The organism is Streptomyces sp. NPDC033131 (assembly GCF_055578365.1).
On sequence record NZ_JBVIPA010000001.1, the window covers coordinates 312,297 to 336,708 of the forward strand.

The 24,412-nt window shown below is 70.6% G+C and carries 21 protein-coding genes; 11 read left to right on the forward strand and 10 right to left on the reverse strand.

Going from position 1 to position 24,412, the window contains the following annotated elements:
- Positions 1 to 108 precede the first annotated feature (108 nt).
- The 3 genes from ACZ5XS_RS01370 to ACZ5XS_RS01380 are packed head-to-tail and all read left to right on the forward strand — an operon-like array spanning position 109 to position 2,050.
- Entirely contained in the window at positions 109 to 1,083 is a 975-nt protein-coding gene (locus ACZ5XS_RS01370; RefSeq protein WP_468647163.1) for a recombinase zinc ribbon domain-containing protein, read from the forward strand.
- A complete protein-coding gene (locus ACZ5XS_RS01375) occupies positions 972 to 1,397 on the forward strand; it encodes a transposase (protein ID WP_468647164.1) in 426 nt (141 codons plus the stop codon). Before ACZ5XS_RS01370 ends, ACZ5XS_RS01375 begins: the two co-directional genes overlap by 112 nt.
- Complete coding sequence (locus ACZ5XS_RS01380) at positions 1,334 to 2,050, forward strand: ABC transporter permease (RefSeq protein ID WP_468647165.1); 717 nt, start codon at positions 1,334 to 1,336, stop codon at positions 2,048 to 2,050. The genes ACZ5XS_RS01375 and ACZ5XS_RS01380 overlap by 64 nt, the downstream gene beginning before the upstream one ends.
- Before the next feature lie 80 nt (positions 2,051 to 2,130).
- Here ACZ5XS_RS01380 and greA read toward each other — a convergent pair whose 3' ends face one another.
- Positions 2,131 to 2,631, reverse strand: coding sequence for a transcription elongation factor GreA (greA, locus tag ACZ5XS_RS01385; RefSeq protein ID WP_468647166.1), 501 nt, complete (start codon positions 2,629 to 2,631; stop codon positions 2,131 to 2,133).
- 167 nt (positions 2,632 to 2,798) lie between these two features.
- Entirely contained in the window at positions 2,799 to 3,197 is a 399-nt protein-coding gene (locus ACZ5XS_RS01390; RefSeq protein WP_468647167.1) for a DUF4307 domain-containing protein, read from the reverse strand.
- Between the two features lie 123 nt (positions 3,198 to 3,320).
- Between ACZ5XS_RS01390 and mca the strand changes: the two genes are divergently transcribed.
- The gene (mca, locus tag ACZ5XS_RS01395; RefSeq protein ID WP_468647168.1) at positions 3,321 to 4,202 is read left to right on the forward strand and encodes a mycothiol conjugate amidase Mca; all 882 of its coding nucleotides are present in this window, start codon (positions 3,321 to 3,323) and stop codon (positions 4,200 to 4,202) included.
- Complete coding sequence (locus tag ACZ5XS_RS01400) at positions 4,195 to 4,473, forward strand: hypothetical protein (RefSeq protein WP_468647169.1); 279 nt, start codon at positions 4,195 to 4,197, stop codon at positions 4,471 to 4,473. Before mca ends, ACZ5XS_RS01400 begins: the two co-directional genes overlap by 8 nt.
- A gap of 23 nt (positions 4,474 to 4,496) precedes the next feature.
- Here ACZ5XS_RS01400 and ACZ5XS_RS01405 read toward each other — a convergent pair whose 3' ends face one another.
- Genes ACZ5XS_RS01405 through ACZ5XS_RS01420 form a run of 4 tightly spaced genes read right to left on the reverse strand, consistent with a single transcriptional unit; the run spans position 4,497 to position 12,644 of the window.
- On the reverse strand, positions 4,497 to 5,492 hold the full coding sequence (locus tag ACZ5XS_RS01405; RefSeq protein ID WP_468647170.1) for a hypothetical protein: 996 nt from the start codon (positions 5,490 to 5,492) through the stop codon (positions 4,497 to 4,499).
- On the reverse strand, positions 5,489 to 6,787 hold the full coding sequence (locus ACZ5XS_RS01410) for a CHAT domain-containing protein (protein WP_468647171.1): 1,299 nt from the start codon (positions 6,785 to 6,787) through the stop codon (positions 5,489 to 5,491). Before ACZ5XS_RS01410 ends, ACZ5XS_RS01405 begins: the two co-directional genes overlap by 4 nt.
- A 2-nt stretch (positions 6,788 to 6,789) precedes the next feature.
- A complete protein-coding gene (locus ACZ5XS_RS01415) occupies positions 6,790 to 9,405 on the reverse strand; it encodes a hypothetical protein (protein ID WP_468647172.1) in 2,616 nt (871 codons plus the stop codon).
- Positions 9,406 to 9,443: 38 nt separating this feature from the next.
- Positions 9,444 to 12,644 (reverse strand): tetratricopeptide repeat protein, encoded by a 3,201-nt coding sequence (locus tag ACZ5XS_RS01420; RefSeq protein ID WP_468647173.1) that lies wholly within the window; start codon positions 12,642 to 12,644, stop codon positions 9,444 to 9,446.
- A gap of 187 nt (positions 12,645 to 12,831) precedes the next feature.
- On the opposite strand from ACZ5XS_RS01420, the gene ACZ5XS_RS01425 reads away from it, so the two are divergent.
- The 6 genes from ACZ5XS_RS01425 (at position 12,832) to ACZ5XS_RS01450 (ending at position 22,269) form a co-directional block, all read left to right on the forward strand.
- The gene (locus ACZ5XS_RS01425; RefSeq protein ID WP_468647174.1) at positions 12,832 to 13,479 is read left to right on the forward strand and encodes a hypothetical protein; all 648 of its coding nucleotides are present in this window, start codon (positions 12,832 to 12,834) and stop codon (positions 13,477 to 13,479) included.
- Between the two features lie 30 nt (positions 13,480 to 13,509).
- Positions 13,510 to 15,540 (forward strand): thioredoxin domain-containing protein, encoded by a 2,031-nt coding sequence (locus tag ACZ5XS_RS01430; protein ID WP_468647175.1) that lies wholly within the window; start codon positions 13,510 to 13,512, stop codon positions 15,538 to 15,540.
- A 201-nt stretch (positions 15,541 to 15,741) separates the two neighbouring features.
- Positions 15,742 to 17,010 carry a glycosyltransferase gene (locus ACZ5XS_RS01435; RefSeq protein WP_468647176.1) on the forward strand — a complete coding sequence of 423 codons (1,269 nt, stop codon included), beginning with the start codon at positions 15,742 to 15,744 and terminating at the stop codon, positions 17,008 to 17,010.
- Positions 17,007 to 18,665, forward strand: a complete 1,659-nt coding sequence (locus tag ACZ5XS_RS01440; protein WP_468647177.1) for an ArnT family glycosyltransferase — start codon at positions 17,007 to 17,009, stop codon at positions 18,663 to 18,665. The genes ACZ5XS_RS01435 and ACZ5XS_RS01440 overlap by 4 nt, the downstream gene beginning before the upstream one ends.
- On the forward strand, positions 18,662 to 19,864 hold the full coding sequence (locus ACZ5XS_RS01445; RefSeq protein ID WP_468647178.1) for a glycosyltransferase: 1,203 nt from the start codon (positions 18,662 to 18,664) through the stop codon (positions 19,862 to 19,864). Before ACZ5XS_RS01440 ends, ACZ5XS_RS01445 begins: the two co-directional genes overlap by 4 nt.
- Positions 19,861 to 22,269, forward strand: a complete 2,409-nt coding sequence (locus ACZ5XS_RS01450) for a galactose oxidase-like domain-containing protein (RefSeq protein ID WP_468647179.1) — start codon at positions 19,861 to 19,863, stop codon at positions 22,267 to 22,269. Before ACZ5XS_RS01445 ends, ACZ5XS_RS01450 begins: the two co-directional genes overlap by 4 nt.
- Here ACZ5XS_RS01450 and ACZ5XS_RS01455 read toward each other — a convergent pair.
- From ACZ5XS_RS01455 to ACZ5XS_RS01470, 4 genes are read right to left on the reverse strand one after another with little or no spacing between them, the layout of a single operon-like run.
- The gene (locus ACZ5XS_RS01455; RefSeq protein WP_468647180.1) at positions 22,266 to 23,000 is read right to left on the reverse strand and encodes a Mut7-C RNAse domain-containing protein; all 735 of its coding nucleotides are present in this window, start codon (positions 22,998 to 23,000) and stop codon (positions 22,266 to 22,268) included. The genes ACZ5XS_RS01450 and ACZ5XS_RS01455 overlap by 4 nt on opposite strands.
- Before the next feature lie 44 nt (positions 23,001 to 23,044).
- On the reverse strand, positions 23,045 to 23,323 hold the full coding sequence (locus ACZ5XS_RS01460; RefSeq protein WP_468647181.1) for a type II toxin-antitoxin system RelE family toxin: 279 nt from the start codon (positions 23,321 to 23,323) through the stop codon (positions 23,045 to 23,047).
- 5 nt (positions 23,324 to 23,328) lie between these two features.
- Positions 23,329 to 23,610 carry a type II toxin-antitoxin system Phd/YefM family antitoxin gene (locus ACZ5XS_RS01465; protein WP_468647182.1) on the reverse strand — a complete coding sequence of 94 codons (282 nt, stop codon included), beginning with the start codon at positions 23,608 to 23,610 and terminating at the stop codon, positions 23,329 to 23,331.
- 39 nt (positions 23,611 to 23,649) lie between these two features.
- On the reverse strand, positions 23,650 to 24,273 hold the full coding sequence (locus tag ACZ5XS_RS01470; RefSeq protein ID WP_468647183.1) for a TetR/AcrR family transcriptional regulator: 624 nt from the start codon (positions 24,271 to 24,273) through the stop codon (positions 23,650 to 23,652).
- Between the last annotated feature and the right edge of the window lie 139 nt (positions 24,274 to 24,412).

Here is a 24,412-nt window from a genome sequence, read left to right on the forward strand (position 1 = left end):
GAGGCTGCCGATCACCTGAACAATGTTGGTTCCCGCACTCGCAAAGGTCTGCTTTGGACCGGTACGAACCTTGCTAAGCGCCTCAACTCCACAGCCCTTGACGGATACGTGGAGTTCCGCATCGAGCGCACGACTGAGGAAGATGACGAGGAGACCTTTGAGGTCTTCCGGATCGAGGTTCCCCGACCGATCAGCGATCCGAAGCGCGTGGAAGCCCTTCGGAAGGCCCTCAATCGGCGGTCCTTCCAGAAGAAGAACCTCAATCACTACCTGTTCACCGGCCGTCTGTACGCGTTGTGCGGTGGTCACTACACAGGAGGAAAGTCCGCAGAAGCTCCCATCGGCTACTACCGGTGCATGGGGAAGCGGCTGGAGTTGACGTGCGAGTGTGTGGATCTCCCTGCGCCCGACGTTGAAAGGGCTGTCTGGGATGAGATCGAGGCTCTGCTCTCGGACGTGGGAAAGTTCAGAGCACTTGCCGCCAATTGGTTAGGTGCGATTCCGGCGCGCGCCGAGACGTATCGGAACCGCCTGGCGGAGCTGGACGCGCAGATTGAGAAGAAGAGGGCCCACAAGGGGCTGCTCCTCGCAAAGCTCACTCAGCTCATTGAGGACGAGTTGGGCGACGGTGCCGGAGACGGCATCGACGAGGAGACCATCCTGGAAGTGAAGCAAGCCCTCCAGGCGAAGGAAGACGGACTGACCGCCGAGCGTGACCGCATGGCTCGATGGCTCGGGGAAGCCGAAGGGCAGCTAAAACGGGCGGACGAGATCCTTGCCTTGGTGGAAGAGCACGTGACCGAGATGGACTCCTTCACTCCTGCCCAACGTCGGGACCTGCTTGACCTGCTGGACGTCCGCGTACAGGTGATCGGCAAGGGGCAACCGCACCGCAAGGGGATCGCCGAGCCGCTCACCGAATGGCACCGGGAGACGGGCACTCTGGTTCCTCTGAAGATCAGCGATGAGAAGTGGGCGACGGTGGGCTCCTTCCCGACCCGCGCCAGAACCGGACACCCAAGCGCGAGATTTTCGACGCGATCACGTGGAAGCTGCGGACTGCTGCCCGCTGGAGCGATGTGAAGGTCTCCGGGAACTCCTGGAGCGCGGTAAGGCGGCGCGCCGAGGCCTGGCGTGTCTCGGGTGCCCAGGCTGCCATGGAGGCTCTGAACGGCTCCGGCGGGGTGCCCGTGCCGCCGCTCATGGTCCTGCCGCCCATGGAGGTTACCGGCAGCATCGATCCGAAGTTCGCGGCGCTGATGCTGGAGGATGGACGCGGACAGTGCGATCACGAGCACCGTGCGGAGTCAGGTGACTGCCAGCACGGAAGCAATTGCAACCAGAACCGCACCGACGCACAGTCTTCCTGTTCAGCTATGTCTTCGGCGGCTCGATGAACATCGGCGGCACCACCGACCCCGGTGTCTACCGCGAGTTCCTGATGGCGGGCATCTTCGCGCAGACGGTGACCTTCGCCACCGCGGGCGCCGGAGCGGGCATCGCCGACGACATGCACAAGGGGCTCATCGACCGTTTCCGCTCGCTGCCCATGGCGCGCGGCGCGGTGCTGACCGGACGGACGCTCGCCGACCTGGTGCAGACCGCGCTCACCCTGTTCGTGCTGGCCGTCGTCGCCCTGCTGGTCGGATGGCGGACCCACACCAGCGTGGGTGAGGTGCTCGGCGCCTTCGGGCTGCTGCTCCTGACGGGATACGCGTTCACCTGGATCGGCGCGGTGATCGGTCTGTCCGTGCGGACACCGGAAGCGGCCACCTCGGGCGGGCTGATCTGGCTCTTCCCCGTGACGTTCGTCTCCAACGCGTTCGTGGACTCCAGCCAGATGACGCCCTGGCTGCGCCACGTCGCCGACTGGAACCCGTTCAGCGCCACCGTCCAGGCCTGCCGCGAGCTGTTCGGCAACCCGGGGGTCTCGACCTCGGACGCCTGGCCGATGCAGCACTCTGTGTGGGCCTCGATGATCTACTCGGTCCTGATCATCGCCCTGTTCAGAACCCTCGCGGTGCGGAAGTACCGCTCGGCGACGGCCTGAGGCGCCCGACGGCGGCATGACGAGGCCCCCGGCGTCAGCGGGCGCCGGGGGCTCGGCAAGGGCATGCTGGGGGGGCCGGGTCAGCCGCTGTAGGGCTCGGCCTTGAGGATCGTCACCGAGGCCTTCTTGCCGTTCGGCAGCTCGTACTGCGCGTTCTCGCCGACCTTGTGGCCGATCACGCCGGAGCCCAGCGGGGACTGCGGGGAGTACGTCTCGACGTCGGCACTCGCGTACTCGCGCGACGCCAGCAGGAAGGTCATCGTGTCGTCCTCGTCACCGTCGAAGGCGATCGTCACGACCATGCCGGGCGCCACCGCACCGTCGGCGGAGGCCGGGGCCTCACCGACCTTGGCGTTGTCCAGGAGCTGGGTCAGCTGGCGCACCCGGAGCTCCTGCTTGCCCTGCTCCTCCTTGGCCGCGTGGTACCCGCCGTTCTCGCGCAGGTCGCCCTCCTCGCGCGCGGCCGCGATCTTGGCGGCGATATCCGTGCGCGCAGGACCAGACAGGTACTCCAGCTCGGCCTTGAGCTGGTTGTACGCCTCCTGGGTCAGCCAGGTGACGTTCTCGCTGGTCTGGGTCACAGGTGCTCCTCGTAGGTACTGGGAATACAAAGCATCGCCCTACCCAGAAGAATGTTCCTTCACGGATGGGCGAAACCACGAGCCTAACAATTCAGCGGCGCAAGGGGGAGGACATAAGCCTCAGAATCCCGTCGCCGCAGGTCAGGGCTTACCCCTCGCGGAGTACCTCAGTCGGCGTGACAGCCGAGCAGCTCGGCCGTGGTGCCCGGTGCCGTGGTGCGCAGCGTGAGGACCTTGTCGATGCGGGTGGCGTCCCCGTCGAAGCGGAAGTCGGCCCGGCCCACCTCGGCGCCGCTCTCCGCCTGGGAGCGCAGGGTGCAGTAGCCGTTCGCACCGGAGTCCTTGCGGACCTCCAGGTGGATCCGCACCGCGTCCTTCCCCGGCTCGAAGGTGATCACCTCGGCGCTGATCTTGTTCTGGCCGACGTAGTGGTACGCGAAGTACCCCATGAGGGCGAGAAGAAGAGCGGCGAGGACGGCGCCGGCGATCTTGAGTCTGTGGTCGGCACGCTCGTCCGAGGCGCGGCCGTAGCGGCCCTCGGGCAGTCGCGTGCTCGCCGTGCTCATGATCGTCCCTCCCGGCAGGGCCTCCGAAGCGTGGGACCCGGAATTATTGGCCCCTCGATTCGGTCACTATAGAAGCGCCGATCGCACCCGTTCACATCGGGCGCCGACTACGAGGATTGAGTCTTGACTGACCAGCTGCGACTGATGGCCGTGCACGCCCACCCCGACGACGAGTCGAGCAAGGGCGCGGCCACCATGGCGAAGTACGTGTCCGAGGGGGTGGACGTGCTGGTCGTGACCTGCACGGGCGGGGAGCGCGGTTCCATCCTCAATCCCAAGCTGCAGGGCGACAAGTACATCGAGGAGCACATCCACGAGGTACGCAAGAAGGAGATGGACGAGGCCCGCGAGATCCTCGGCGTCGGGCAGGAGTGGCTCGGTTTCGTCGACTCCGGCCTGCCCGAGGGCGACCCGCTGCCGCCGCTGCCCGAGGGCTGCTTCGCCCTGGAGGACGTCGACAAGGCGGCCGGCGAGCTGGTGAAGAAGATCCGTTCGTTCCGCCCGCAGGTCATCACGACGTACGACGAGAACGGCGGCTACCCGCACCCCGACCACATCATGACCCACAAGATCTCGATGGTGGCGTTCGAGGGCGCGGCGGACACCGCGAAGTACCCGGAGGAGGAGTTCGGCCCGGCGTACCAGCCGCTGAAGCTGTACTACAACCAGGGCTTCAACCGCCCGCGCACCGAGGCGCTGCACCAGGCGATGCTGGACCGGGGCCTGGAGTCGCCGTACGGGGACTGGCTCAAGCGCTGGGACGAGATCCAGCGTGAGGAGCGGACCCTGACCACGCACGTTCCGTGCGCCGACTTCTACGAGATCCGCGACAAGGCCCTGATCGCGCACGCCACGCAGATCGACCCCGACGGCGGCTGGTTCCGGGTGCCGATGGACGTCCAGAAGGAGGTCTGGCCGACGGAGGAGTACGAGCTGGCGAAGTCCCTCGTCGATACCTCCCTCCCCGAGGACGACCTCTTTGCGGGCATCCGCGACAATGCCTGACATGAGCGCAAGCGCAAGCCTGGCAATGACGCACCTCGCGACCCTCGCAAAGGAGGTCGACGAGGACAAGGTCACTCCCGGCGTCCTCGGCTTCATCGTCTTCGCGGCGATGGCCCTGGCCGTGTGGGCCCTGATGAAGTCGATGAGCAAGCACATGGGCAAGGTCGACTTCAAGGAGACCTCGGACCCCGCGAAGGCGGACCCCGCGAAGGCGGACCCCGCGGACACCTCCGCCTCCGCCTCGGCCGAACCCGGGGCGAAGCAGGGCTGACGGCCGCCCACCGGTTGTGTCCCTCACCGGCTGTGGTCGGCCAGGGACAGCAGCAGGTGGGCGGACTCCGGCCGCAGATGGTCCGAGTGGGCGCCCGCGGGACCGCGCCCGCGCACGAAGACGTCGCTCGCGTCGACACTGACGAAGCGGTGATCGAGCGCGGCGATCGGGTACGGCTCACCGGGCGGCAGCATCCGGATCGCGGACACCGGGGCCGGTGCGGTGCCGATACCGGCGTACCCGATGCCCGCCCGTTTCTCGGCCCGCAGATGCCAGAAGCCGGTGGCCCGGTCGTGCTGCGAGTACGTCGCGACGACCGGCCCGCGCAGGGGGGCTTCGCCGAGTGCGGTGAAGGTCGCGGCGAAGGCGTCGCGGGGCGCGGCCATCTGGAACAGCAGCAGGGAGTCGACGGTGAAGGGCCGGCCCGGCGCGGACGGCATGCTCCAGCCGAGCGTCGGGGCCGTACCGCCGGCCGCCCACTGCACCGCCTCGCACAGCAGTCGGCAGCCGAAGGAGTGGCCCGCCAGGTGCAGGTACTGACCGGTCCGGGTGCGCAGGAGCGGCGCCGGGTCGCCGCGGTGGGCGTCCAGGCTGCCGAGCAGTTGACCGATGACGCGGGCCGCGTGGCCTCGCGTGGACATGGTGTGCGCCCGCTCGCGGATCCTCCGGTAGCCCGCGAGCGAGGGGAGCGACCGCGAGGGCCAGCGCACCAGCACCGGCCACGGGGCGAACCGTCGTCCGTCCGCCGACAGCCCGGGATACAACGTCTGCCGCTCGGCCAGTTGCCGCTCGACGAGAGCGAGCAGATCCCGCAGCGCGGTGAGAGAGGATTCCGGCGAGGTCTGCCACCCGTGCACGTAGACGACGATGTCGGTGGCCCAGGAGGGGGGCGTCAGATGCTCCGCGAAATGGGAGTCCAGTCGGGCGGCCGGGACCGGCACGGGGCCGTGCGCGCCGGCCCGCGTCAGCCAGCCGTTCTCGTCCAGGTCCACGGTCCGCACGGTGTCGGGCCCCGTCACGTGGTCCGCTCCAGCCTGCGGTCCATACCGCAGTGCAGGGCGTAGGTGAAGCCCAGCGGGTTGCGGTACGTGTCCGCGAAATGCCGCGCCAGGCCGTGCGCGATCTCGCCCGCCGTCGGAGTGCCGGAAAGATAGCGGGTGACGAAGGCGTACGCGTACTCGGCGGCGAACATCTGCGGGATCTCGATCTGCGGCCCGAGCACTCCACCCGCGCCGGCCCGGATCAGGGCCCCGCCGAGGTGGGTCAGATCGGCGGAACCGGGCAGTCCCGCGTAGCAGGCGTTGAGCAGCACCACGGGCCGGTACGGGAACAGAGGGCCCGACGCCGTCGCCCGCCGGGCCAGCAGGGTGTGTGCGTCGATGTCCCGGTGGTCGCTCAGCTGGACGACGAACAGGGGCGGCCCGGACTCCTCGGTGGAGCGGAAGTGGCCGTGGCACCAGAAGTACACCAACTGCTCGTCCAGCCGCTCCGATCTGAGGGCTGTGAGGAGTTCGGGGCGCCGGGTGCGCTCGATGCGGACGGTGCCGTCGGCGAGTGCCGCGGCGACCTCGGCCGCCCGGGTCCGGCCCTCGGGGTCGATGCCCTGGTCGTGGTTGAGGCTCACCACCGGCATCGGGGGCAGCGGCGCCGCATCGTCCTCGTCGGGGAAGGCCGGATGGTGGCCGCCGGTCTGCTCGATCTGGTGGCGATAGCCGAGGAAGCGGGCCAGGAGCCCTTCGGGGCCCTCCTTGCCCCGGGGGTCGAGCTCGGCGGGCAGGCAGAGCATCGGCCAGGGCAGAAACACGTTGGAGTCCACCCGGATCCGTAAGGGGCCGGGTCCGGCCAACGCGCCGAGTACCACCTTGCGCAGCCGCTCGGCCCCCTGTCCGCCCGCTCCGAGGAGTTCCTCGCACAGCAGGTAGCTGCCCTGTTCGACGAGTTCGTCGAGGATGTCGTGCAGCTCGTCCTCGGGCTCGGCGGTGAGGTCCGGGCGGGCCGCGTACGGCAGGCGCGGACGGCCGGGCAGGGGGATGCCCCTGTCGTCGACGGGTTCGTACGCCACCAGTTCGCGCTTCCACAGTGCGCGCAGTCGGGCCGCCGAGGCGCGCAGGGCGGCGGGCGCGACCTCCAGCTTCGCCGTGTACTCGGCGAACGCGGCGGGCACCGCGCCGCCGTACACCCGGGCCCGGACGTGGTCGTCCGCGTAGGCGTCCAGGACCAGCACCAGGTCCGGGTGGCGGACGGTGTGGTCCGGTCGGCGGGTGAAGCCCCGGCCGGGGTCCTGCGTGATGTGGACGGGCAGGTCTCGGGACACGGTCACCTCCCGCGCGGCGGTGCGGTCAGCGGCGCGGCGGCCGAGGGCGCCCGGACCCGGGTGTCGGCGACGTCGATCTCCGTCTCGACCTCCTGCAACACGGTGCCGGTGTCGTGGTGCTCCACCACGAAGCGGATGCGGTGGCGCCCCGGTCTCCTCGGCGTGAACCGGAACTCGGCCCCCGCATCCGGATCGTCGGCGGCGGAGGGCCGGATGGTGACGGCGTGCTCGGGCTGGACGTCGGCGGAGGTGAGGGGGATCGCCCGGGTCGACAGCCACGGCAGGCCGGGCCCGGTGGCGGAGGCCCAGGGATGGTGCACGCCCGGGACCAGATGAAGGGCGATACGTGCCGCGTCGTCCACGCCGGGAGCGTCGTCGAGCAGGGTGAGGCGGATGCGCGACTCGGTGGTCGGGAAGCGGACGACGCCGTCGTAGCGCGGCTCGGGGATGGTGTGGCGGGCGGCGCGGGGGATGCGGAACCGGCCGTGTTCCTCCGGCCATTCGATGGTGGAGAGCAGATGCGGCGAGTAGCGGCGCGAAAGCTCCCACAGCGCTCCGCGCGGAGGGTTCTCGCCGTCGAGGACCGCCTGAGCGAGGTCGGTCCAGGCTTTGCCCGCCTCGTCGCCGATGGAGTCGAACAGGGCCCGCGCGCGGGCCAGGGAGTGGCGGCCCGGGCCGCGCCGGGGCTGCCGGATGCCGAGTTCCAGGGCGGTCCAGGCCTGGCCGTGCGGGCAGCCCGAGTCGGCGAAGACGGTCGCGGCCACCGCCAGATATCTCGTACCGTCCTCCTCCCGGATCCCCAGGTGGTGTGTGGCCCAGGCCTCACCGAGGGCGTCCGTAGCGTGGTCGAGCCGCCAGAAGGCGTCGAAGGCGCTGTCGGGCGCCGCGGGGGACTCTGCCGTGAGCAGCGCGGTGTACAGCGCGCGCCAGGCCTCGGTCCGAGTGCGGGCCAGAGGCCGAGAGCGGCCGGGCGGCCGTCGCACGTCGTCGATCGGCCGACCGTTCTCGAGCGACACGGCGGAGAGCCGGAGGAGTTCGATGTCGGCCCAGTTCTCCCCATGGGTGTCCTTGATGTCGAGGAACATCACGCGCGCGGCACTGAGCCGCTTGACGGCGTCCTCGAAGTCCCCGCGCAGCAGGCACCAGCGCCCGTACTCCAGTACGGCCCAGGCCTCGCCCCGGAGGTCTCCCGCGACCTGGTGCGCCTCGATCGCGCGCCGCAGCAGTGGCCCCACCCCGCGCAGGTCCCCGCGGTCGCAGGCGACGGCGGCCTTGGTGTGCAGCACCCAGCCGTCGGCGCCGCGGCCGACCGAAAGACCGGCGAGGTGCCGCTCGGCGTCGTGCAGGCGGCCCAGGTCACGCTCCAGAAGAGCGAGTTGCAGCAGCCCGGCCGGTTCCAGGCTGCCGCGTGAGAGCACGTCCCGTGCCACATCCGGTTCCTCGCGCCGCCGCAGGGCCAGGGCCAGCGGCGCCGCGAAGCCGTCGTCCTCCCCGGGCGTGCTCCGTACGCACTGACGCAGTGCGAGAACCTCGAACGGTTTCCCCTGGTGGGCCAGTTCCTCCGCCAGGCAGGCGCCGAAGCTCCGCATCTCGGTGTTCTCGGTGTGCAGTACCCGGGTGAGCAGCAGCAGGTAGGTCGGGGAGTGGTCGGCGACGAGAGCGGGGGAACGGCGGGCCTCCCGCAGCAGCGGCAGGGTCGCGGCGACCGTCCCGTCGAGGATCCGCTCCGGTGACCACTGTGCGGTGATCTGCTCGGCGACCGCCTGGTGCAGCCGTACGCCCGCCCGGTCGCGCTCCAACAACTCCAGTTCGCGGAGCGGGGCCAAGGCGCTGCGTGCGCGGCGGTCGTCCGAGGAGCCGGCGCCCGGCAGAAGGTGCGCGACCAGTTCATCGGGCAACCACAGACCGCCCTCGGCGGTCAACGCCGCCAGGGCGTCGCACAGGTGTGCCGCGTCCCCGTGCAGCCGCTGCCGAGCTCGGGCGACCAGTTCGGGCAGGGTGTCCGGGAGTGCGTCGGCTCGGTGGCCGGCACCGACCAGCGCCGCGCCGATGCGCAGCGCGAGCGGAGTCGGTGTGGCCTCGGGTCGCGCCGTCCGGGGCCCGGCCGCGTGATCGCCGAGCTGCTGGGCCGCCGCCGGTGAAAGGTCACCCAGCTCGCAGGTGTACGCGGCGGGCGGGATGTCACCCCGCTCGGCGATGGCGAGTACCTGACAGTTGGAGCCGCCGACCAGCGCTTGCAGCGCGTCGAGGAGCGGCCCGCGCGCGCCGTCCACGACGAGTACGGGCCAGATCCGGTCGGCCAGTTCCTGCCGACAGATCTCGAGCACCGGTTCGAGCATGCCGTCGGCCGGTGCGCCGATCGCGGCCGTCAGCCGTCCGGGCCGCGCCCCCAGGGTCTCCAGCAGCCGCAGCAGCGTCACCTCCGGCCGTTCCCGGGCGCCGATGTCCTCGACCCGGAACACCCGAGGCGAAGTCGATCCCCTCGGCGCGACCCGTCGCGCCAGCGCGGACTTCCCGCTGCCGGGCGGCCCCGTGAGCACGACCATCCGGCGGGGCGCGAGTGCCTCGCGCAGCTCCCGCAGCTCTTCCTCGCGCCCCACGAACGGCACACTGCTCAACCCGGACACCCCCTTGTACGCGAAGCCCTACGACGCCGCTACGCCTGCGAGGCCACCGCCACCCCCATGACCTCCCGAGCATGCCTCCCCGGCACCATCCCCAACCGCCAAGCCTGCCAGCCGGCTTCGAGGTTCACTCCGCGTTCCAGCAGCAGCTGGTACGCCTCCACGTAGTCGTCCAGCTTCTCGTCCCGGGCCGGATGGCCCGCCCGCCCCAGCTGGGCCAGCTCCTCCTGTGCCACGGCGGTACCGATCTCCACGCCGCCCGGGGCGGCGTACGGCAGCAGCGTGCAGCGCAGGAAGCGGGCCCAGTCCTCGCCCCGTCGGTCTCCGTACGAGGTGAACAGGCCCACCGCCTCGTCGCACAGGGCGAGGGCCTGCGGGGTGCGGGCGTTGCCCGCGTCCACGACCGCGAGTTCCAGGCACGTCCACGCCTCGCCGTGGGCGACGCCGATGCGCTGGAAGTCGGCGCGGGCGTCGACCAGGAGCTGGCGGGCGAAGCCCGAGTTCCGCAACGAACCCGTCTGCGCGGCGCGTTGGTCGCGGGTCGCCCGGGCCGAGTGGTGCCGGGCGCAGGCCAGGCCGTAGACGTCCCGCATCCGCGAGAACATCGTGCGCGAGCGTTCCAGCTCGCGGACGGCGAGGGTGAGGTTGCCGGTCTCCTCCAGGGCCTGGCCCAGGTAGTACACCGTCCACGCCTCGCCGCGGGCGTCCTCGTTGTCGCGGTGCCGGGACGCCGCCTGGCGCAGGCCGTCGACCGCCGCCGACGCGTCGCCGGCGACCAGGCGGGCGCGGGCGAGCTGGGTCAGGGCCCACGCCTCGCCGCGGGCGTCGCGGGTGCGGCCGTACAGGTCGAGGGCGGTGCGCAGCTCCTGTTCCGCGCGCGGTACGTCGCCCATGCGCAGGCCGAGCTGGCCGAGCTGGAAGTGGGCCCAGGCCTCGCCGTGCACCGACTCGCCGGCGCGGTGCAGGAGCAGCGACTGGGTCAGCAGCTCCATCGCCTCCGCCAGCCGGGCCCGGTCACGTTCCACCGCGGCCAGCGCGTGCATCGTCCACGCCCGGTCCGTGGCCAGGTCGGGCGGCGCCTGGAGGTCCAGCGCCTCCCGGAGCTTGGACGCCGCCTCGGTCAGGTTGCCCTGGTGGTGGAGGGTGATGCCGAGCGAGCACAGGGCCCGGGCCGCGCCCGCGTCGTGATGGGCCTCCATATAGAGGTCCACCACCGACGTCAGCGTCGTGCGCGCCTTGTCCAGCTCGCCCAGCTGCCGTGCCGCGATGCCCGTACGCCACTGCACCGAGCGGACCAGCAGTCCCTGGTCGACGGCCTGCGCCAACTCGCTGATCTCGCCCAGCCGGTAGAGGTCGCCGCGCAGCAGGCAGTAGTCGCACAGGGCGCCCAGCAGGTTGAGTACGGCCGCCTGGTTCACGCCCTCCGCGTGTCTCAGCGCCGCCGTGATGAAGCTCGACTCGTCGTCGAGCCAGCGCAGGGCCTCGTCGAGGGAGTGGAAGCCGTGCGGGCTGAAGCGGTCCGAGCGGGTCGACATGTTGCCGTCGACCAGGCGCAGCACCGAGTCCGCGAGGTCGGCGTAGTTCACGATCAGGCGTTCTTGTGCCGCCGTCCGTTCCGCGGGCTCCTCCTCGTCGAGGAGGCGGGCGTGGGCGAAGGCGCGGACCACGTCGTGGACGCGGTAGCGGCTGCCGCGGACGTGGTCGATGAGGCCGGCCCGGGCCAGCGCGACCAGGTGGCGGCTCGCCTCCGTCTCGTCCGTGGCCAGCAGGGCGGCGGCCGCGGCGGCGCCGAGGGAGGCGCGGCCGGCCAGGGCGAGGCGGCGCAGCAGCCGGCGGGCCGTGTCCGTCTGGTCGGTGTAGCGCAGCCACAGGACTCTCTCGGCGGGTTCGACCGGGCCGTACGCGTCGAGATCGGTGGCGAGCCGGCGTGGTGAGCGCGGGCCGAGCGAGGAGCCGGCGATGCGCAGGGCGAGCGGCAGGCCGCCGCACAGCCGGCTGATGCGCTCGGAGGACTCGGCGTCGTAGGGGCCGGTGCTGTCCTGCGCGGCCGCCGTCAGCAGTTCCTCCGCGCCGGGCCCGTCCAGGGTCTCGACGGGCAGGTGGTGCACCCGGGCGGCGAGGCCGGCGGGCAGGTCGAGGGGCTGCCGGGCGGTGACCAGGACGAGGCTGTCGGAGCGCTCGGGGATGAGCGTGCGGACCTGCTCGGGGTCCGAGGCGTCGTCCAGGACGATGGTGACGGGCAGGCCGGTCAGATGCTGGTGGTACAGCTCGCTCAGCCGCTTGACCTGCTGGTCCGCGGAGGAACGCTCACGGAACAGCAGCTGTTCGCGGGGGGCGCCGAGTCGGTTCAGCAGGTGCAGCAGCGCGTCCCGGGTCGACAGTGGCGCCTCCTCCGGGCTGTCGCCGCGCAGGTCGACCACGCAGGCGCCGCGGAAGTAGTCCTTCAGGTCGTGGGCGGCGCGCACCGCGAGTGTCGTACGACCGCTGCCCTGCGCCCCGTGCAGCACGACGACCGTGGGCCGGGTCTCGGTGCTCGCGCGGGCCGCCTGCACCCACTGCCGGATCCGGCCCGTCTCCTGCCGTCGGCCCGCGAAGGTGCCCACCGGCTCGGGGAGCTGACCGAACGACTGCTCCAGCACGTTCCGTGCGCGGGCCGCCGCGCTCTTGTCGGCGCCCTTCAGCCGCGGCCCCGTCTGCTTCGGGCCGGTGGAGGCGTTGCGTACCCGCTGCTGGTCGAGGTAGGGGCGGATGCCGCGTACCTCGAGAGCCGTCAGCCACTGCAACCGCAGCTGCTCGGGGCCGCCGGGCTGGCCGAGCGCGCCCGCGCGGTGGTGTGCGGCGGGCAGATGCGAACCGGCCACCTTCACGACCGTCGCCGCCGCGCCCACCACGCCCACGGTCACCCCGGCGCCGAGCGCGGTGCTCGCGCCGGTGCCGAACGCCAGGTCGGCGACGGTGGCCGCGACCGCCGCGACGCCCGCCACCAGCAGGGGAGTGCCGCCGCCCTCGCGCGCGTACCGCTGCCCGAAGGTGAGCTGACCGGCCTCCGACTCCTCCAGGGCGTGTGTGTACGCCTCGTACTCCTCGGCGGCCGTCTGCGCCATCGTGTCCAGCGCGGCGCGGGCCCGGGACAGCAGCACGGTCCCGTCGGTGCGCCCGCCGGACCGCCGCACCTCCTCCTCCACGGCCCGTGCCAGCAACCGCTCGGCCTCCGCGCGATGACTGTCCCGCATGTCACGTCCCCCTCCGGCGGCAACGGCTCTTCCTGGTGGTCCTTCGGTGGTTCCTTGGTCAAGTGTGCTGCCGACGGCGCATCGGGGCGAGGGTGCGACGGTCTCCGATCACCGTGCGGGACAAGCGCGTTGATGCGTGGGGGCAGCAGCGTGGCTATCGTGATCACAGGTGTTGAAGGGGGACGACATGAGCAGCGATCACCATGCGCCGACGGGTGCGCCGACCGGTCCGCCGCACGGAAACCAGCAGCCACGCTGGGCCTGGTGGGTCGTCGGGATCGTCGTCCCGCTGGTGGGCGTGCTCATCACGATCCTTCTGACCCGGTCGGACTCGTCCGAGGACGACGGGAAGGCGGACGCGTCCGCCGTGACGGAGCAGCCGGCGTCGTCCCAGCCCGGCGCCCCGGAGCAGCCCGCCGCGTCCCCCACGAAGAGTGCCGCGGCGGATCGGGTGCTGTGGGGGCCCGATGTCGTCGAGGCCGAAACGACCGACAACGGGTCGTACATCGAGCTGGACACGTCCGGACCGATCGTGCAGAGCACCTCCAAGGGCGCGGACGTCATTTTCTGGGCGCCCATCGGTGACCCGGGGCTGTTCGTGCCGGATTCCCCCTCCCACCTGGCCCTCCTGCCCGCCTCCGGTCCCGCCCCGACGGCCGAGGACTGTGTCGGGAGCGTGGAACGCAACGGCTCCTACTCGGCGGACGTGAAGCGGGGTGACCGCTTCTGCCTGATGACCGATGAGGGCCGGGTCGCCTACCTGAAGGTCCTCAGCGCGCCGGACCGGGGCACGGGAGAACTCGAGGTCACCGTCTGGGAGACGCCTGCCGCGTGACGGGACGGGTACTGCGGCAGGATGGACACCATGCCGAACCGACTGGCCCATGAGACGTCCCCCTACCTCCTCCAGCACGCCGAGAACCCCGTCGACTGGTGGCCGTGGTCGGCCGGGGCCTTCGAGGAGGCCCGGAAACGGAACGTGCCGGTCCTGCTCAGCGTCGGATACAGCAGCTGTCACTGGTGCCACGTCATGGCGCACGAGTCCTTCGAGGACCAGGAGACCGCCGACTACCTCAACGCCCACTTCGTCAGCGTCAAGGTCGACCGCGAGGAACGCCCCGACGTGGACGCCGTCTACATGGAGGCCGTCCAGGCGGCCACCGGGCAGGGCGGCTGGCCCATGACGGTGTTCCTGACACCGGACGCCGAGCCCTTCTACTTCGGCACCTACTTCCCGCCCGCCCCGCGCCAGGGCATGCCCGCGTTCCGGCAGGTCCTGCAGGGCGTGCACAGCGCCTGGGCGGACCGGCGGGACGAGGTCGCCGAGGTGGCCGGGAAGATCGTGCGGGACCTGGCGGGGCGGGAGATCTCCTACGGCGACAGCCAGGCGCCCGGTGAGGAGCAGCTGGCCGCGGCCCTCCTCGGGCTCACCCGGGAGTACGACGCGCAGCGCGGCGGGTTCGGCGGGGCGCCCAAGTTCCCGCCGTCCATGGCCGTCGAGTTCCTGCTGCGGCACCACGCGCGGACCGGGGCCGAGGGCGCCCTGCAGATGGCCCGGGACACCTGTGAGCGGATGGCCCGCGGCGGTATCTACGACCAGCTCGGCGGCGGGTTCGCCCGCTACTCCGTCGACCGGGACTGGGTCGTGCCGCACTTCGAGAAGATGCTGTACGACAACGCCCTGCTGTGCCGCGTCTACGCCCACCTGTGGCGGTCCACCGGCTCCGAGCTCGCCCGCCGGGTCGCGCTGGAGACCGCCGACTTCATGGTGCGGGAACTGCGCACGAACGAAGGCGGGTTCTCCTCCGCGCTCGACGCCGACAGCGACGACGGGACCGGGAAGCACGTCGAGGGTGCCTACTACGTGTGGACGCCCGCGCAGCTGCGCGAGGTGCTCGGGGACGAGGACGCCGAGCTCGCCGTCCGGTACTTCGGCGTCACCGAGGAGGGGACCTTCGAGCACGGCTCGTCCGTCCTCCAACTCCCGCAGCAGGACGAGTTCTTCGACGCCGACCGGATCGCGTCCGTCAAGGAACGCCTCCTGCGCAAGCGGAGCGACCGCCCCGCACCCGGCCGTGACGACAAGGTCGTCGCCGCCTGGAACGGGCTCGCGATCGCCGCGCTCGCCGAGACCGGTGCCTACTTCGACCGTCCCGACCTGATCGAGGCCGCGCTCGGCGCCGCCGACCTCCTCGTGCGGCTGCACCTGGACGAGCAGGCCCGCCTCTCGCGGACCAGCAAGGACGGGCATCTCGGCGCGAACGCCGGGGTGCTGGAGGACTATGCCGACGTGGCGGAGGGCTTCCTCGCGCTGGCCTCCGTGACCGGCGAGGGTGTGTGGCTGGAGTTCGCCGGGTTCCTCCTCGACCACGTCCTCACGCGGTTCGCCGACGACTCCGGCAGCCTCTACGACACGGCCGCCGACGCCGAGAAGCTGATCCGCCGCCCGCAGGACCCCACCGACAACGCCACCCCTTCCGGCTGGACCGCCGCCGCCGGAGCCCTGGTCGGCTACGCCGCGCAGACCGGCGCCGAGCCGCACCGCGCCGCCGCCGAGAAGGCACTCGGCGTCGTCAAGGCGCTCGGCCCGCGCGTCCCCCGCTTCATCGGCTGGGGGCTCGCCGTCGCCGAGGCGCTGCTCGACGGGCCGCGCGAGGTGGCGATCGTCGGCCCGGCGCTCGACGACCCGGGCACAAAGGCCCTGCACCGCACGGCACTTCTGGGCACCGCCCCCGGTGCCGTGGTCGCCGTGGGGACCCCGGGCAGCGACGAGTTCCCGCTGCTCGCCGACCGTCCGCTGAGCAACGGTGAACCGACCGCGTTTGTCTGTCGTAACTTCACATGTGACGCCCCGACGACCGATCCGGACCGGCTTCGCTCGCAACTGAGCGGCTGAACCGGAAGCGGAGGTGTCTCTTTCGCGTGCCAAAATTGCGCATGTGTTCGGATACATCCCGCTACCAGCGTCACCGTTCCGAAACACGCTATTTATCGGAACAGCTCCCACGCTTCACAGTTCCCCCCTAATCTCTGCACAGTGACGCGACGGATGTGGTCATCCGTCGCGACTGGGGGTTTTGGGATCTGGGGGGATCTGTTGCTGACGTCTGTCTTCATCGCTGCCGTCTCGCTTGCCTTGTTCTGGATGGCGGCGTTCACCTTGTGGTGGCAGATGCACGCGTGGCGTACGCCCGAAGTGCTCGCCTCCACCCGCTTTCACAGACCCGACGGCGGGGAGAGCCTGTCGTTCTCGCTGCTGCTTCCGGCGCGGCACGAACAGGCCGTGCTCGACCACACCATCCAGCGGCTGCTGGAGTCGAGCCACACCGACTTCGAGATCATCGTGATCGTGGGGCACGACGACCCGGAGACCACGGCGGTCGCCTGCGACGCCGCGGATCGTGACCCGCGGGTGCGGGTCGTGGTCGACACCCACGAGAAGAAGAACAAGCCCAAGGCCATGAACACGGCGCTGCCGCACTGCCGCGGCGACGTCGTCGGGGTCTTCGACGCCGAGGACCAGGTCCACCCGGAGCTGCTCGCCCACGTCGACCACGCGTTCCGCACGACCGGCGCCGACGTCGTCCAGGGCGGTGTCCAGCTGATCAACTTCCACTCCAGCTGGTACAGCCTGCGCAACTGCCTGGAGTACTTCTTCTGGTTCCGCTCCCGGCTGCACCTGCACGCGCAGAAAGGGTTCATCCCGCTCGGCGGCAACACCGTCTTCGTGAAGACGGACGTGCTGCGGGAGGCCGACGGCTGGGACCCCGACTGCCTCGCCGAGGACTGCGACCTGGGCGTGCGCCTGTCCAGCGTCGGCAAGAAGGTCGTCGTCGCCTACGACTCCGACATGGTGACCAAGGAGGAGACCCCCGGTTCGCTGATGTCGCTGCTGAAGCAGCGCACCCGCTGGAACCAGGGGTTCCTCCAGGTGTACCGCAAGAAGGACTGGAAGCAACTGCCGGGATTCGGGCAGCGGTTGCTGGCCCGCTACACCCTCATGACGCCGTTCATGCAGGCCTTCACCGGCGTCATCATCCCGCTCAACGTGGCCATCGCGCTCTTCCTCGACGTGCCCGTGAGCATCGCGTTCATCACCTTCCTGCCGGCCGTGACCGCCCTGGTCACCTTCGTCTTCGAGCTCGTCGGGCTGCACGACTTCGGCAAGCAGTACGGACTTCGCGTCCGCTTCGGCCACTACGTCAAGCTCGTCGTGGGCGGCCCTTTCTACCAGGTGCTCCTCGCCGGGGCCGCCGTCCGCGCCGTCTGGCGTGAGCAGCGCGGCCGCAACGACTGGGAGTTGACCACTCATGTCGGCGCGCACCTCACCCCGTCCGAAGTGACCCGAGAGGACGTCCCTGCGTGACCTCCACCCTTCCCGCGGTGACCACTCCCAAGGTCCCCGCGCAGCGGCAGCCTGCGCCCGAACCCGGTCCGGCCGGCCGGGCGGCTCCACCGAGCCGCCTGCGTTCGTCCCGCTCCGACCTTCTGCTGTGCGGTCTGCTCCTCGTGGCGATCCTGGTCGTGCAGGGCTGGAACATCGCCGACTACCCGACGCTCAGCGACGACGAGGGCACCTACCTGGCCCAGGCCTGGGCCGTCCAGGAGGGCAGGGGCCTCGCGCACTACACCTACTGGTACGACCACCCGCCGCTCGGCTGGATCCAGTTGGCCCTGCTGACCTGGATACCCGCGATGATCAGCCCCGAGTCGATGACCGTCGGCTCGATGCGCGCGGTGATGCTGGTGATCAGCGGTATCAGCGCGGTGCTGGTCTACGTCCTGGGCCGCCGGCTCTCCCTGCCCCGCTGGGCCGCCGGGCTCGGCATGGTCCTCTTCGGGCTCTCGCCGCTGTCCGTCGTCCTCCAGCGCGAGATCTTCCTCGACAACCTCGCGGTGATGTGGACGCTCGTGGCGTTCACCCTCGCCGCCTCCCCGAGCCGTCACCTCTGGCACCACTTCGGGGCGGGGATCGCGGCCGCCACGGCCGTCCTCACCAAGGAGACGATGCTCGTCATCCTGCCCGCGCTCCTGGTCACCATGTGGCGGCACAGCCACCGCGACACCCGGAAGTTCGCGGTCACCGGCGCCATCACGGCCTGCACGCTGATCGGCTTCTCGTACCCCCTGTTCGCCCTCCTCAAGGGCGAGTTGCTGCCCGGCGGCGGGCACGTCTCCCTCTGGGACGGCGTCAAGTACCAGATGACCAGGCCGGGTTCGGGCTTCATACTCGACCAGGGCTCCGGTTCCCACGGCGTCTTCGAGTCCTGGCTCTACTACGACCGTGTCCTGCCCCTGGGCGGCCTCGCCGGCGCCCTCCTGCTGCTGGCCACCTGGCGCTGGTCGGTCACCGCCCGCGCCCTGGCCGGACCGGCCCTGACGGTGGCGATCCTCGCCGCGCTGGCCCTGCGTCCCAACGGCTACCTGCCCGCGATGTACGTCATCCAGGCGCTGCCCTTCCTCGCTCTCGTCCTCGCCGGAGGCACCGCCTCCGTCGCCCACGCCGTGCTGCGCAGATGGCGCACCGAGGGGGAGAAACGATTGCTCACCGGTGGGCGGTACGCCCTCGCGGCGGTCCTCGCCGTCGCCGCCGGCGCCTACGTCGTACCGAAGTGGTACGACGGCGCCCGCACCGCCGTCACCGTCGACGCCAACGCCCCCTACCAGGCCGCCTCGAAGTGGCTCGCCACCGAGGTGGAGGACCCCGGGGACACCCGGGTGCTCGTCGACGACGCGATGTGGCTGGACCTGGTGCACGCCGGGTACCGGCCCGGGCTCGGCGTCATCTGGTTCTACAAGGCCGACCTCGACCCGGCGGTGACCAAGACGATGCCGCGCGGCTGGAAGGACATCGACTACGTCGTGGCCTCCCCGACGGTACGGCGTGACGCGGTCGACCTGCCCAACGTCAAGGCGGCCATCCAGCACTCGAAACCGGTCGCCGTCTTCGGCACCGGTGCGGACCGGATCGAGATCCGGCAGATCCAGACCACCGGCACCGCCGCGGGAGGCGTCCGATGACCCAGGAATCCATCGTCCCCGGAGAACTGGGCGATCCGGCCGTACGGGCCGTCGAGGTGCCCGAACCGGGCGCCGTCACCATCGTCGTCCCCACGTTCAACGAGTCCGCGAACGTACGGCAGCTGCTGCGCCAGATCAGCGAGTCGGTGCCGTCCAGGCTGCCCTGCGAGGTCGTCTTCGTGGACGACTCCACCGACGACACCCCCCAGGTCATCCACGAGGCCGCGAAGGACTGCCCCTTCCCGGTGACCGTCCTGCACCGGGACAAGCCGGTCGGCGGGCTCGGCGGCGCGGTCGTCGAGGGCATGAAGGCGGCCGGGTCGGACTGGATCGTCGTGATGGACGGCGACTGCCAGCATCCGCCGTCGCTGGTACCGGAGTTGGTCGCCACCGGCGAGCGGGCCAACGCCGGTCTCGTCGTCGCCTCCCGCTACATCAAGGGCGGCAGCCGCGCCGGACTCGCGGGCAACTACCGGGTCGCCGTCTCACGCGCGGCGACCTGGCTGACCAAGTCCCTCTTCCCGCGCAAGCTGCACGGCATCAGCGACCCGATGAGCGGCTTCTTCGCCATCCGGCGCAGCGCCGTCACCGCCGACGTGCTCCAGCCCCTCGGCTACAAGATCCTCCTCGAACTCGCCGTGCGCAGCCGTCCGCGCGGGGTGACCGAGGTCCCGTTCGTGTTCCAGGACCGGTTCGCGGGCGAGTCCAAGTCCAGTGCCCAGGAGGGCTTCCGCTTCCTGCGTCACCTGGCCGGTCTGCGCACCGCCTCGCCGGTCGCCCGCATGGTCGGCTTCGGCCTGATCGGCGCGACGGGGTTCGTGCCCAACCTGCTCGGCCTGTGGGTGCTGACCCTGCTCGGCATGCACTACCTGCCGGCGGAGATCCTCGCCAACCAGCTCGGCGTCGCCTGGAACTTCCTGCTCATCGAGCACCTGCTGTTCCGCGACCGCCGCCGGCACCGGCAGGTCTGGGACCGCGTCGGCCGGTTCGCGCTGCTCGCCAACGCGGACCTGGTGCTGCGCATCCCGCTGATCGCCCTGTTCGTCCACCGGTTTGACATGAGCGCGCTGTCCGCGACCGCTCTCGCCCTGGTGACGACCTTCGTCCTGCGCTTCGTGGGGACAGAAGCGCTGGTCTATCTGCCGCGAAGGGGCCGCGGGGGCCTCGACAGCGGCCGTACCGCAAGGAGAGCCGAGTGAACAGACACCGTAGGAGATCCGCCCTCCTGGCCGTGGCAGGCCTGACGGGGGGCCTTCTTCTCACCTCACCCCAGCCAGCCTCCGCCGCCAACCTCGTCAAGAACCCCGGCTTCGAGACCGCCGGCACCGACGGGATGCCCTACTGCTGGGAGAAGTCCGGCTGGGGCGACAACGACTTCAGCTTCACCACCACCTCCGACGCCCACTCCGGCTCCAAGGCCATGAAGGTCGAACTGACCCGCCGGGCCGAGGGCGACCGCAAGGCGCTGATCACCGAGTCGGCTGAGTGCGCGCCGGTCGTGACCGCGGGCAAGCAGTACGACCTGGGGCTCTGGTACAAGTCGACCACCCCGGACACCTCCGTCACCCTCTTCCGGCACGACGCGACGGCGGGCTGGCAGTACTGGACCGACCTCAAGACGCTGGCCATGGCGGGCAGCTGGACCGAGGCGTCGGTCCGCACCCCGGAGGTACCGGCCGGTACCGACCGCATCACGTTCGGCGTCTCCGTCTACGGCACCGGCTCGGTCACCACCGACGACTACACGATGGACCAGGTCGCCGACCCGGTCCCGGACCCGGTGTGCACGGGCACGCCCGCGGAGTGCGCCAACGGCAGGTGGGACGTGCTGCCCACCCAGAACCCGGTCCGCTCCATGCACTCCGTCGTCCTCCACAACGGCAAGGTGCTGCTGATCGCGGGCTCCGGCAACAGCGAGGAGCAGTTCAACGCGGGCACCTTCACCTCCGCGGTGTACAACCCGGCCACCGGCACCTACAAGGTCGTCCCCACGCCGAAGGACATGTTCTGCTCCGGGCACGTCCAGCTCCAGGACGGGCGCGTGCTGGTGATGAGCGGCAACAAGGGCTATCCGTCCGCCGACGGCACGATCGGCTACCAGGGCTACAAGGACTCGTACATCTTCGACCCGGTCACCGAGACGTACAGCAAGACCAACAACATGAACGACGGCCACTGGTACCCGTCGGCGACCGCCCTCGGCAACGGTGACGTCATCTCCTTCGGCGGGCTGAAAGAGGACTCGACCGGCTCGGTGACCGCCGAGCTGTGGTCCGACGCCGAGCAGCAGTGGCTGCCGACCTGGAAGGTCAACCAGACCTGGTCGTACTGGGGTCTGTACCCGTCGATGATCCTGATGCAGGACGGCCGCCTCTTCTACTCGGGCAGCCACACCTTCGGCAACAACATCCCCGGCACCGGATCGGCGATCTACGACTACGACGCCAACACGATCACACAGGTCCCGGGCCTGCAGAACAAGGACGAGCGCGACCAGTCGGCGAGCGTGCTGCTGCCCCCGGCGCAGGACCAGAAGGTCCTCACCCTCGGCGGCGGCAACATCGACTCCAACCCGGACGGCAACCGGCTCACCGACGTCATCGACCTCAAGGACGCCAACCCGGCGTACGTCGCCGGGCCGCCGATCCCGCAGGGCACGGTCGACATGGGCAACGGTCCGGTCCCGCAGACCGGCAACCAGGGCAAGATGTACGTCTCCGCCGTGCTCCTGCCCGACGGCAAGGTCCTGGAGACGGGCGGCGCCCTGCACAACCGGGCCGACCCCGTCTACGAGACGTCGATCTACGACCCGGCGACCAACACCTTCGACCCGGTGGCCGCCGACCCCGAGGCCCGCGGCTACCACTCGTCCGCGTTCCTGCTGCCCGACGGCCGGGTGATGACCACCGGCGACAACCCGGGCAACGGCACCTGGAACCACAACGTGTCGATCTACACCCCGCCCTATCTCCTCAAGGGCGCGCGTCCGACGATCACTTCGGTGATCGACACCGAGTGGAACTACGGCGACACCCAGCGGATCACCGTCGACCGGCCCATCGCCAAGGCCGAGCTGATCCGCCCGGCCGCGGTCACCCACTCCTCGGACCCGAACCAGCGGTTCGTGGACCTGCCGCTGTCGGTGGACGGCAACAACATCGACCTGAACGTGACCAGCAACCCCGACATGGCCCCGCCCGGCTGGTACATGCTCTTCGCCGTCGACGCGAACGGCGTGCCGTCGGTCGCCAAGTGGGTGCACCTGCAAGGACCGTCGGCCCTGAGCGCCACCGACGCCTCCGCGCACGTCCACTCCTTCGCCGACTCCCTGGAGGGCACGGTCCAGACACCCGGCAAGAAGAAGACCTCGCAGAAGGTCAGCCCCACCGTCTCCGGCTGCGACCGGCACTACGGCTCCATCAACGTCTGCGTGCCGACCGCCTTCCCCGACGAGGTGAAGAACACGACGGCCGCCCGCTGTGCCTGGCTGAAGACGAACGACTACGGCCGTCTGAAGGTCAACGGCAAGGACGACCCGCTCAGGCTCGACCGGAACAGGGACGGGATCGCCTGCGGAAAGGGTGACGTGAAGAAGAAGAGCTAGCGGTCGCCCGCGAACTCCTCCAGGGCGCGCTCCACGATGGCCTCCAGCTGCTCGTGGTGCGCGCCCTTCCAGTACGCCCGCCCGCACGACACGCACTGCGCGAACACGTCGTACGACCGCTGCGTCCCGCCCTCCAGCTGGCCCGCCACCTCGTCCTTGGTGGCCTCGCGCAGCAGCCCGTTGCAGGCGATGCACCGGGTCCACGGCCGCAGCTCGGGGCGGAAGCGGTCCAGGACGTCCTGGAGTTGGTCCTCGGGGCGGGTGCTGTAGACGAACGCCCCCGCCCACAGCTCGCGGCGGCGCAGCAGGCCCCGGTCCCGGCTGAGCATGACCCGGTGTTCGGCCGCCGAGCGGGCGGCGAGGGCCGGATCGCCGATGTCCAGCGACTCGTACGCCGTGTCCACGCCGAGCAGGCGCAGGCGGCGGGCGAGGGTGCCGAGGTGGACGTCGAGGAGGAAGCGAAGGGGAGCGCCGGGGACCTGCTGGGGCCGCTCGACGGCCCCGACCCGGACGGATTCGCCCGCCGCCGGGAGGTGCGAGACGGGCGCCTGGCGGCCGTCCACGACGAGGGAGCCGACCTCGGTCAGCGGGACGCCGAGGGACTCCACGACATGGCCGAGGGTGGAGACGCCGTCGATGACGACCGGGGTGGCGCCGGCCCGCCGACCGTGCCGGACGAACAGGGCCAGCTCGGGGGCGAATTCCACCTGGATCTCCGCTACTGCGCTCACCGGGTCAGGATGTCACGGCCGCGCGAGCGCACGTGGAGCGATGTTCACAGCTCGCGGTACACCTCGCGTCGATGGGCGGCCGCGAGCACCCATACGAGGAGGCGGCCGTCCTCGACGGTGTAGACGACTCGGTAGTCCCCGACCCGCAGGCGCCAGCGGGCGTTGTGCCCTTGGAGCGCCTTGATGTCGAAGGCGGCCGTGTCCTTGGCGTCCAGCGCCCTCTGGAGCTCGGTGAGCCGGTAGAGGATGCGCACGGCGTCGGGGCGGGGGATCTTGAGCATGTCCCGCTGGGCGTGCGGTGTGAACCGCGTGACGTATCCCATCGGGATCAGGGACGGTCACCGCGGAGCGCGGCGGCCATCTCCTCGAGGGAGACCGATCCCTCGAGCCCCTCGGACTCCGCCTCGTCGGCCAACCGGTTCAGCCACGCGTCCTCGGCCTGTTCCGCGAGCTCACGCAGACGGCGGTACTCGTCGATGTCGAGGACGACGGCCTCCTGCCTGCCCCGCCGCGTGATGATCGTGGGGGTCTCGTCCCTGTGGGCGCGGTCTATGACATCCGCCAGGTGCCTGCGGACGTCGGCCATGGGTGCGATCACCGGCTCGGTCATGTCATCAATGTATCAGGTGTACATCTGTGGCTCTTCGGGCTACTCCCGGGTGAGGCCGTATTCGATGACGTCCAGGGCGCGGTCGACGAGCTCGCGCAGGTCGTCCCGGAAGTCGTTCTCGGCCCAGTACAGGGAGATCTCCGCGAGGCCGCCGATCAGGGACATCGTGTAGACCCGCACCTCCAGGCTGTCCTCCGCGAGGCCGGTGCGGGCGGCGACGGCCGAGGCGAGCAGCCTGCCGGTGACCGCCATGCTCTCCACCATCCGGGAGCGCACCGCGGGCACCTGGACCATCAGGTGCGACCGCAGCCGGGTGATCTCGGGCTCCTCGGCCGCTCCGACACCGATGGCCTTGCGCATGACGTACCGCAGGGAGTCCGTCCACGGCTCGTCCGCCGGCCGGGCCCGCAGTTCCTCCAGGAGGACCGCGTCGTACTCGTCCGTGAGGACGATGTCCTCCTTCGTGGGGAAGTAGCGGAAGACCGTGGACGGCGACACCTCGGCGCGCTCGGCGATCTGCTCGATCGTCGTGGCGTCGTACCCCTGCTCCTCGATCAGCGCGTACGTCGCGTCGCGGATCGCCGTCCGGGTCTTGATCTTCTTCCGCTCGCGAAGGCCCAGTTGGGGACCGTCGGTGGGGGAAGAGGTGCGTGCGGGCGTCATGAGGGTCATTGTCGGGCATCGGCCTGCGCGGCAGCCTCCGATGCCGTGGAGGTACGCGCTGCAAAAAGCGGCCACGGCTGACGAGCCGTGGCCGCTGTCTGCGGTGGGAGGGGGTGAAAGCTGCTACGGATTTTCTAGT

Excerpts from the sequence above, each read along its gene's own strand:
- ACZ5XS_RS01390 (WP_468647167.1), bottom strand. The coding sequence starts at position 3,197 with ATGAGCACGGCGAGCACGCGACTGCCCGAGGGCCGCTACGGCCGCGCC.
- ACZ5XS_RS01400 (WP_468647169.1), top strand. The coding sequence starts at position 4,195 with ATGCCTGACATGAGCGCAAGCGCAAGCCTGGCAATGACGCACCTCGCG.
- ACZ5XS_RS01420 (WP_468647173.1), bottom strand. The coding sequence starts at position 12,644 with ATGCGGGACAGTCATCGCGCGGAGGCCGAGCGGTTGCTGGCACGGGCC.
- ACZ5XS_RS01425 (WP_468647174.1), top strand. The coding sequence starts at position 12,832 with ATGAGCAGCGATCACCATGCGCCGACGGGTGCGCCGACCGGTCCGCCG.
- ACZ5XS_RS01430 (WP_468647175.1), top strand. The coding sequence starts at position 13,510 with ATGCCGAACCGACTGGCCCATGAGACGTCCCCCTACCTCCTCCAGCAC.
- ACZ5XS_RS01445 (WP_468647178.1), top strand. The coding sequence starts at position 18,662 with ATGACCCAGGAATCCATCGTCCCCGGAGAACTGGGCGATCCGGCCGTA.
- ACZ5XS_RS01460 (WP_468647181.1), bottom strand. The coding sequence starts at position 23,323 with ATGGGATACGTCACGCGGTTCACACCGCACGCCCAGCGGGACATGCTC.
- ACZ5XS_RS01465 (WP_468647182.1), bottom strand. The coding sequence starts at position 23,610 with ATGACCGAGCCGGTGATCGCACCCATGGCCGACGTCCGCAGGCACCTG.
- ACZ5XS_RS01470 (WP_468647183.1), bottom strand. The coding sequence starts at position 24,273 with ATGACGCCCGCACGCACCTCTTCCCCCACCGACGGTCCCCAACTGGGC.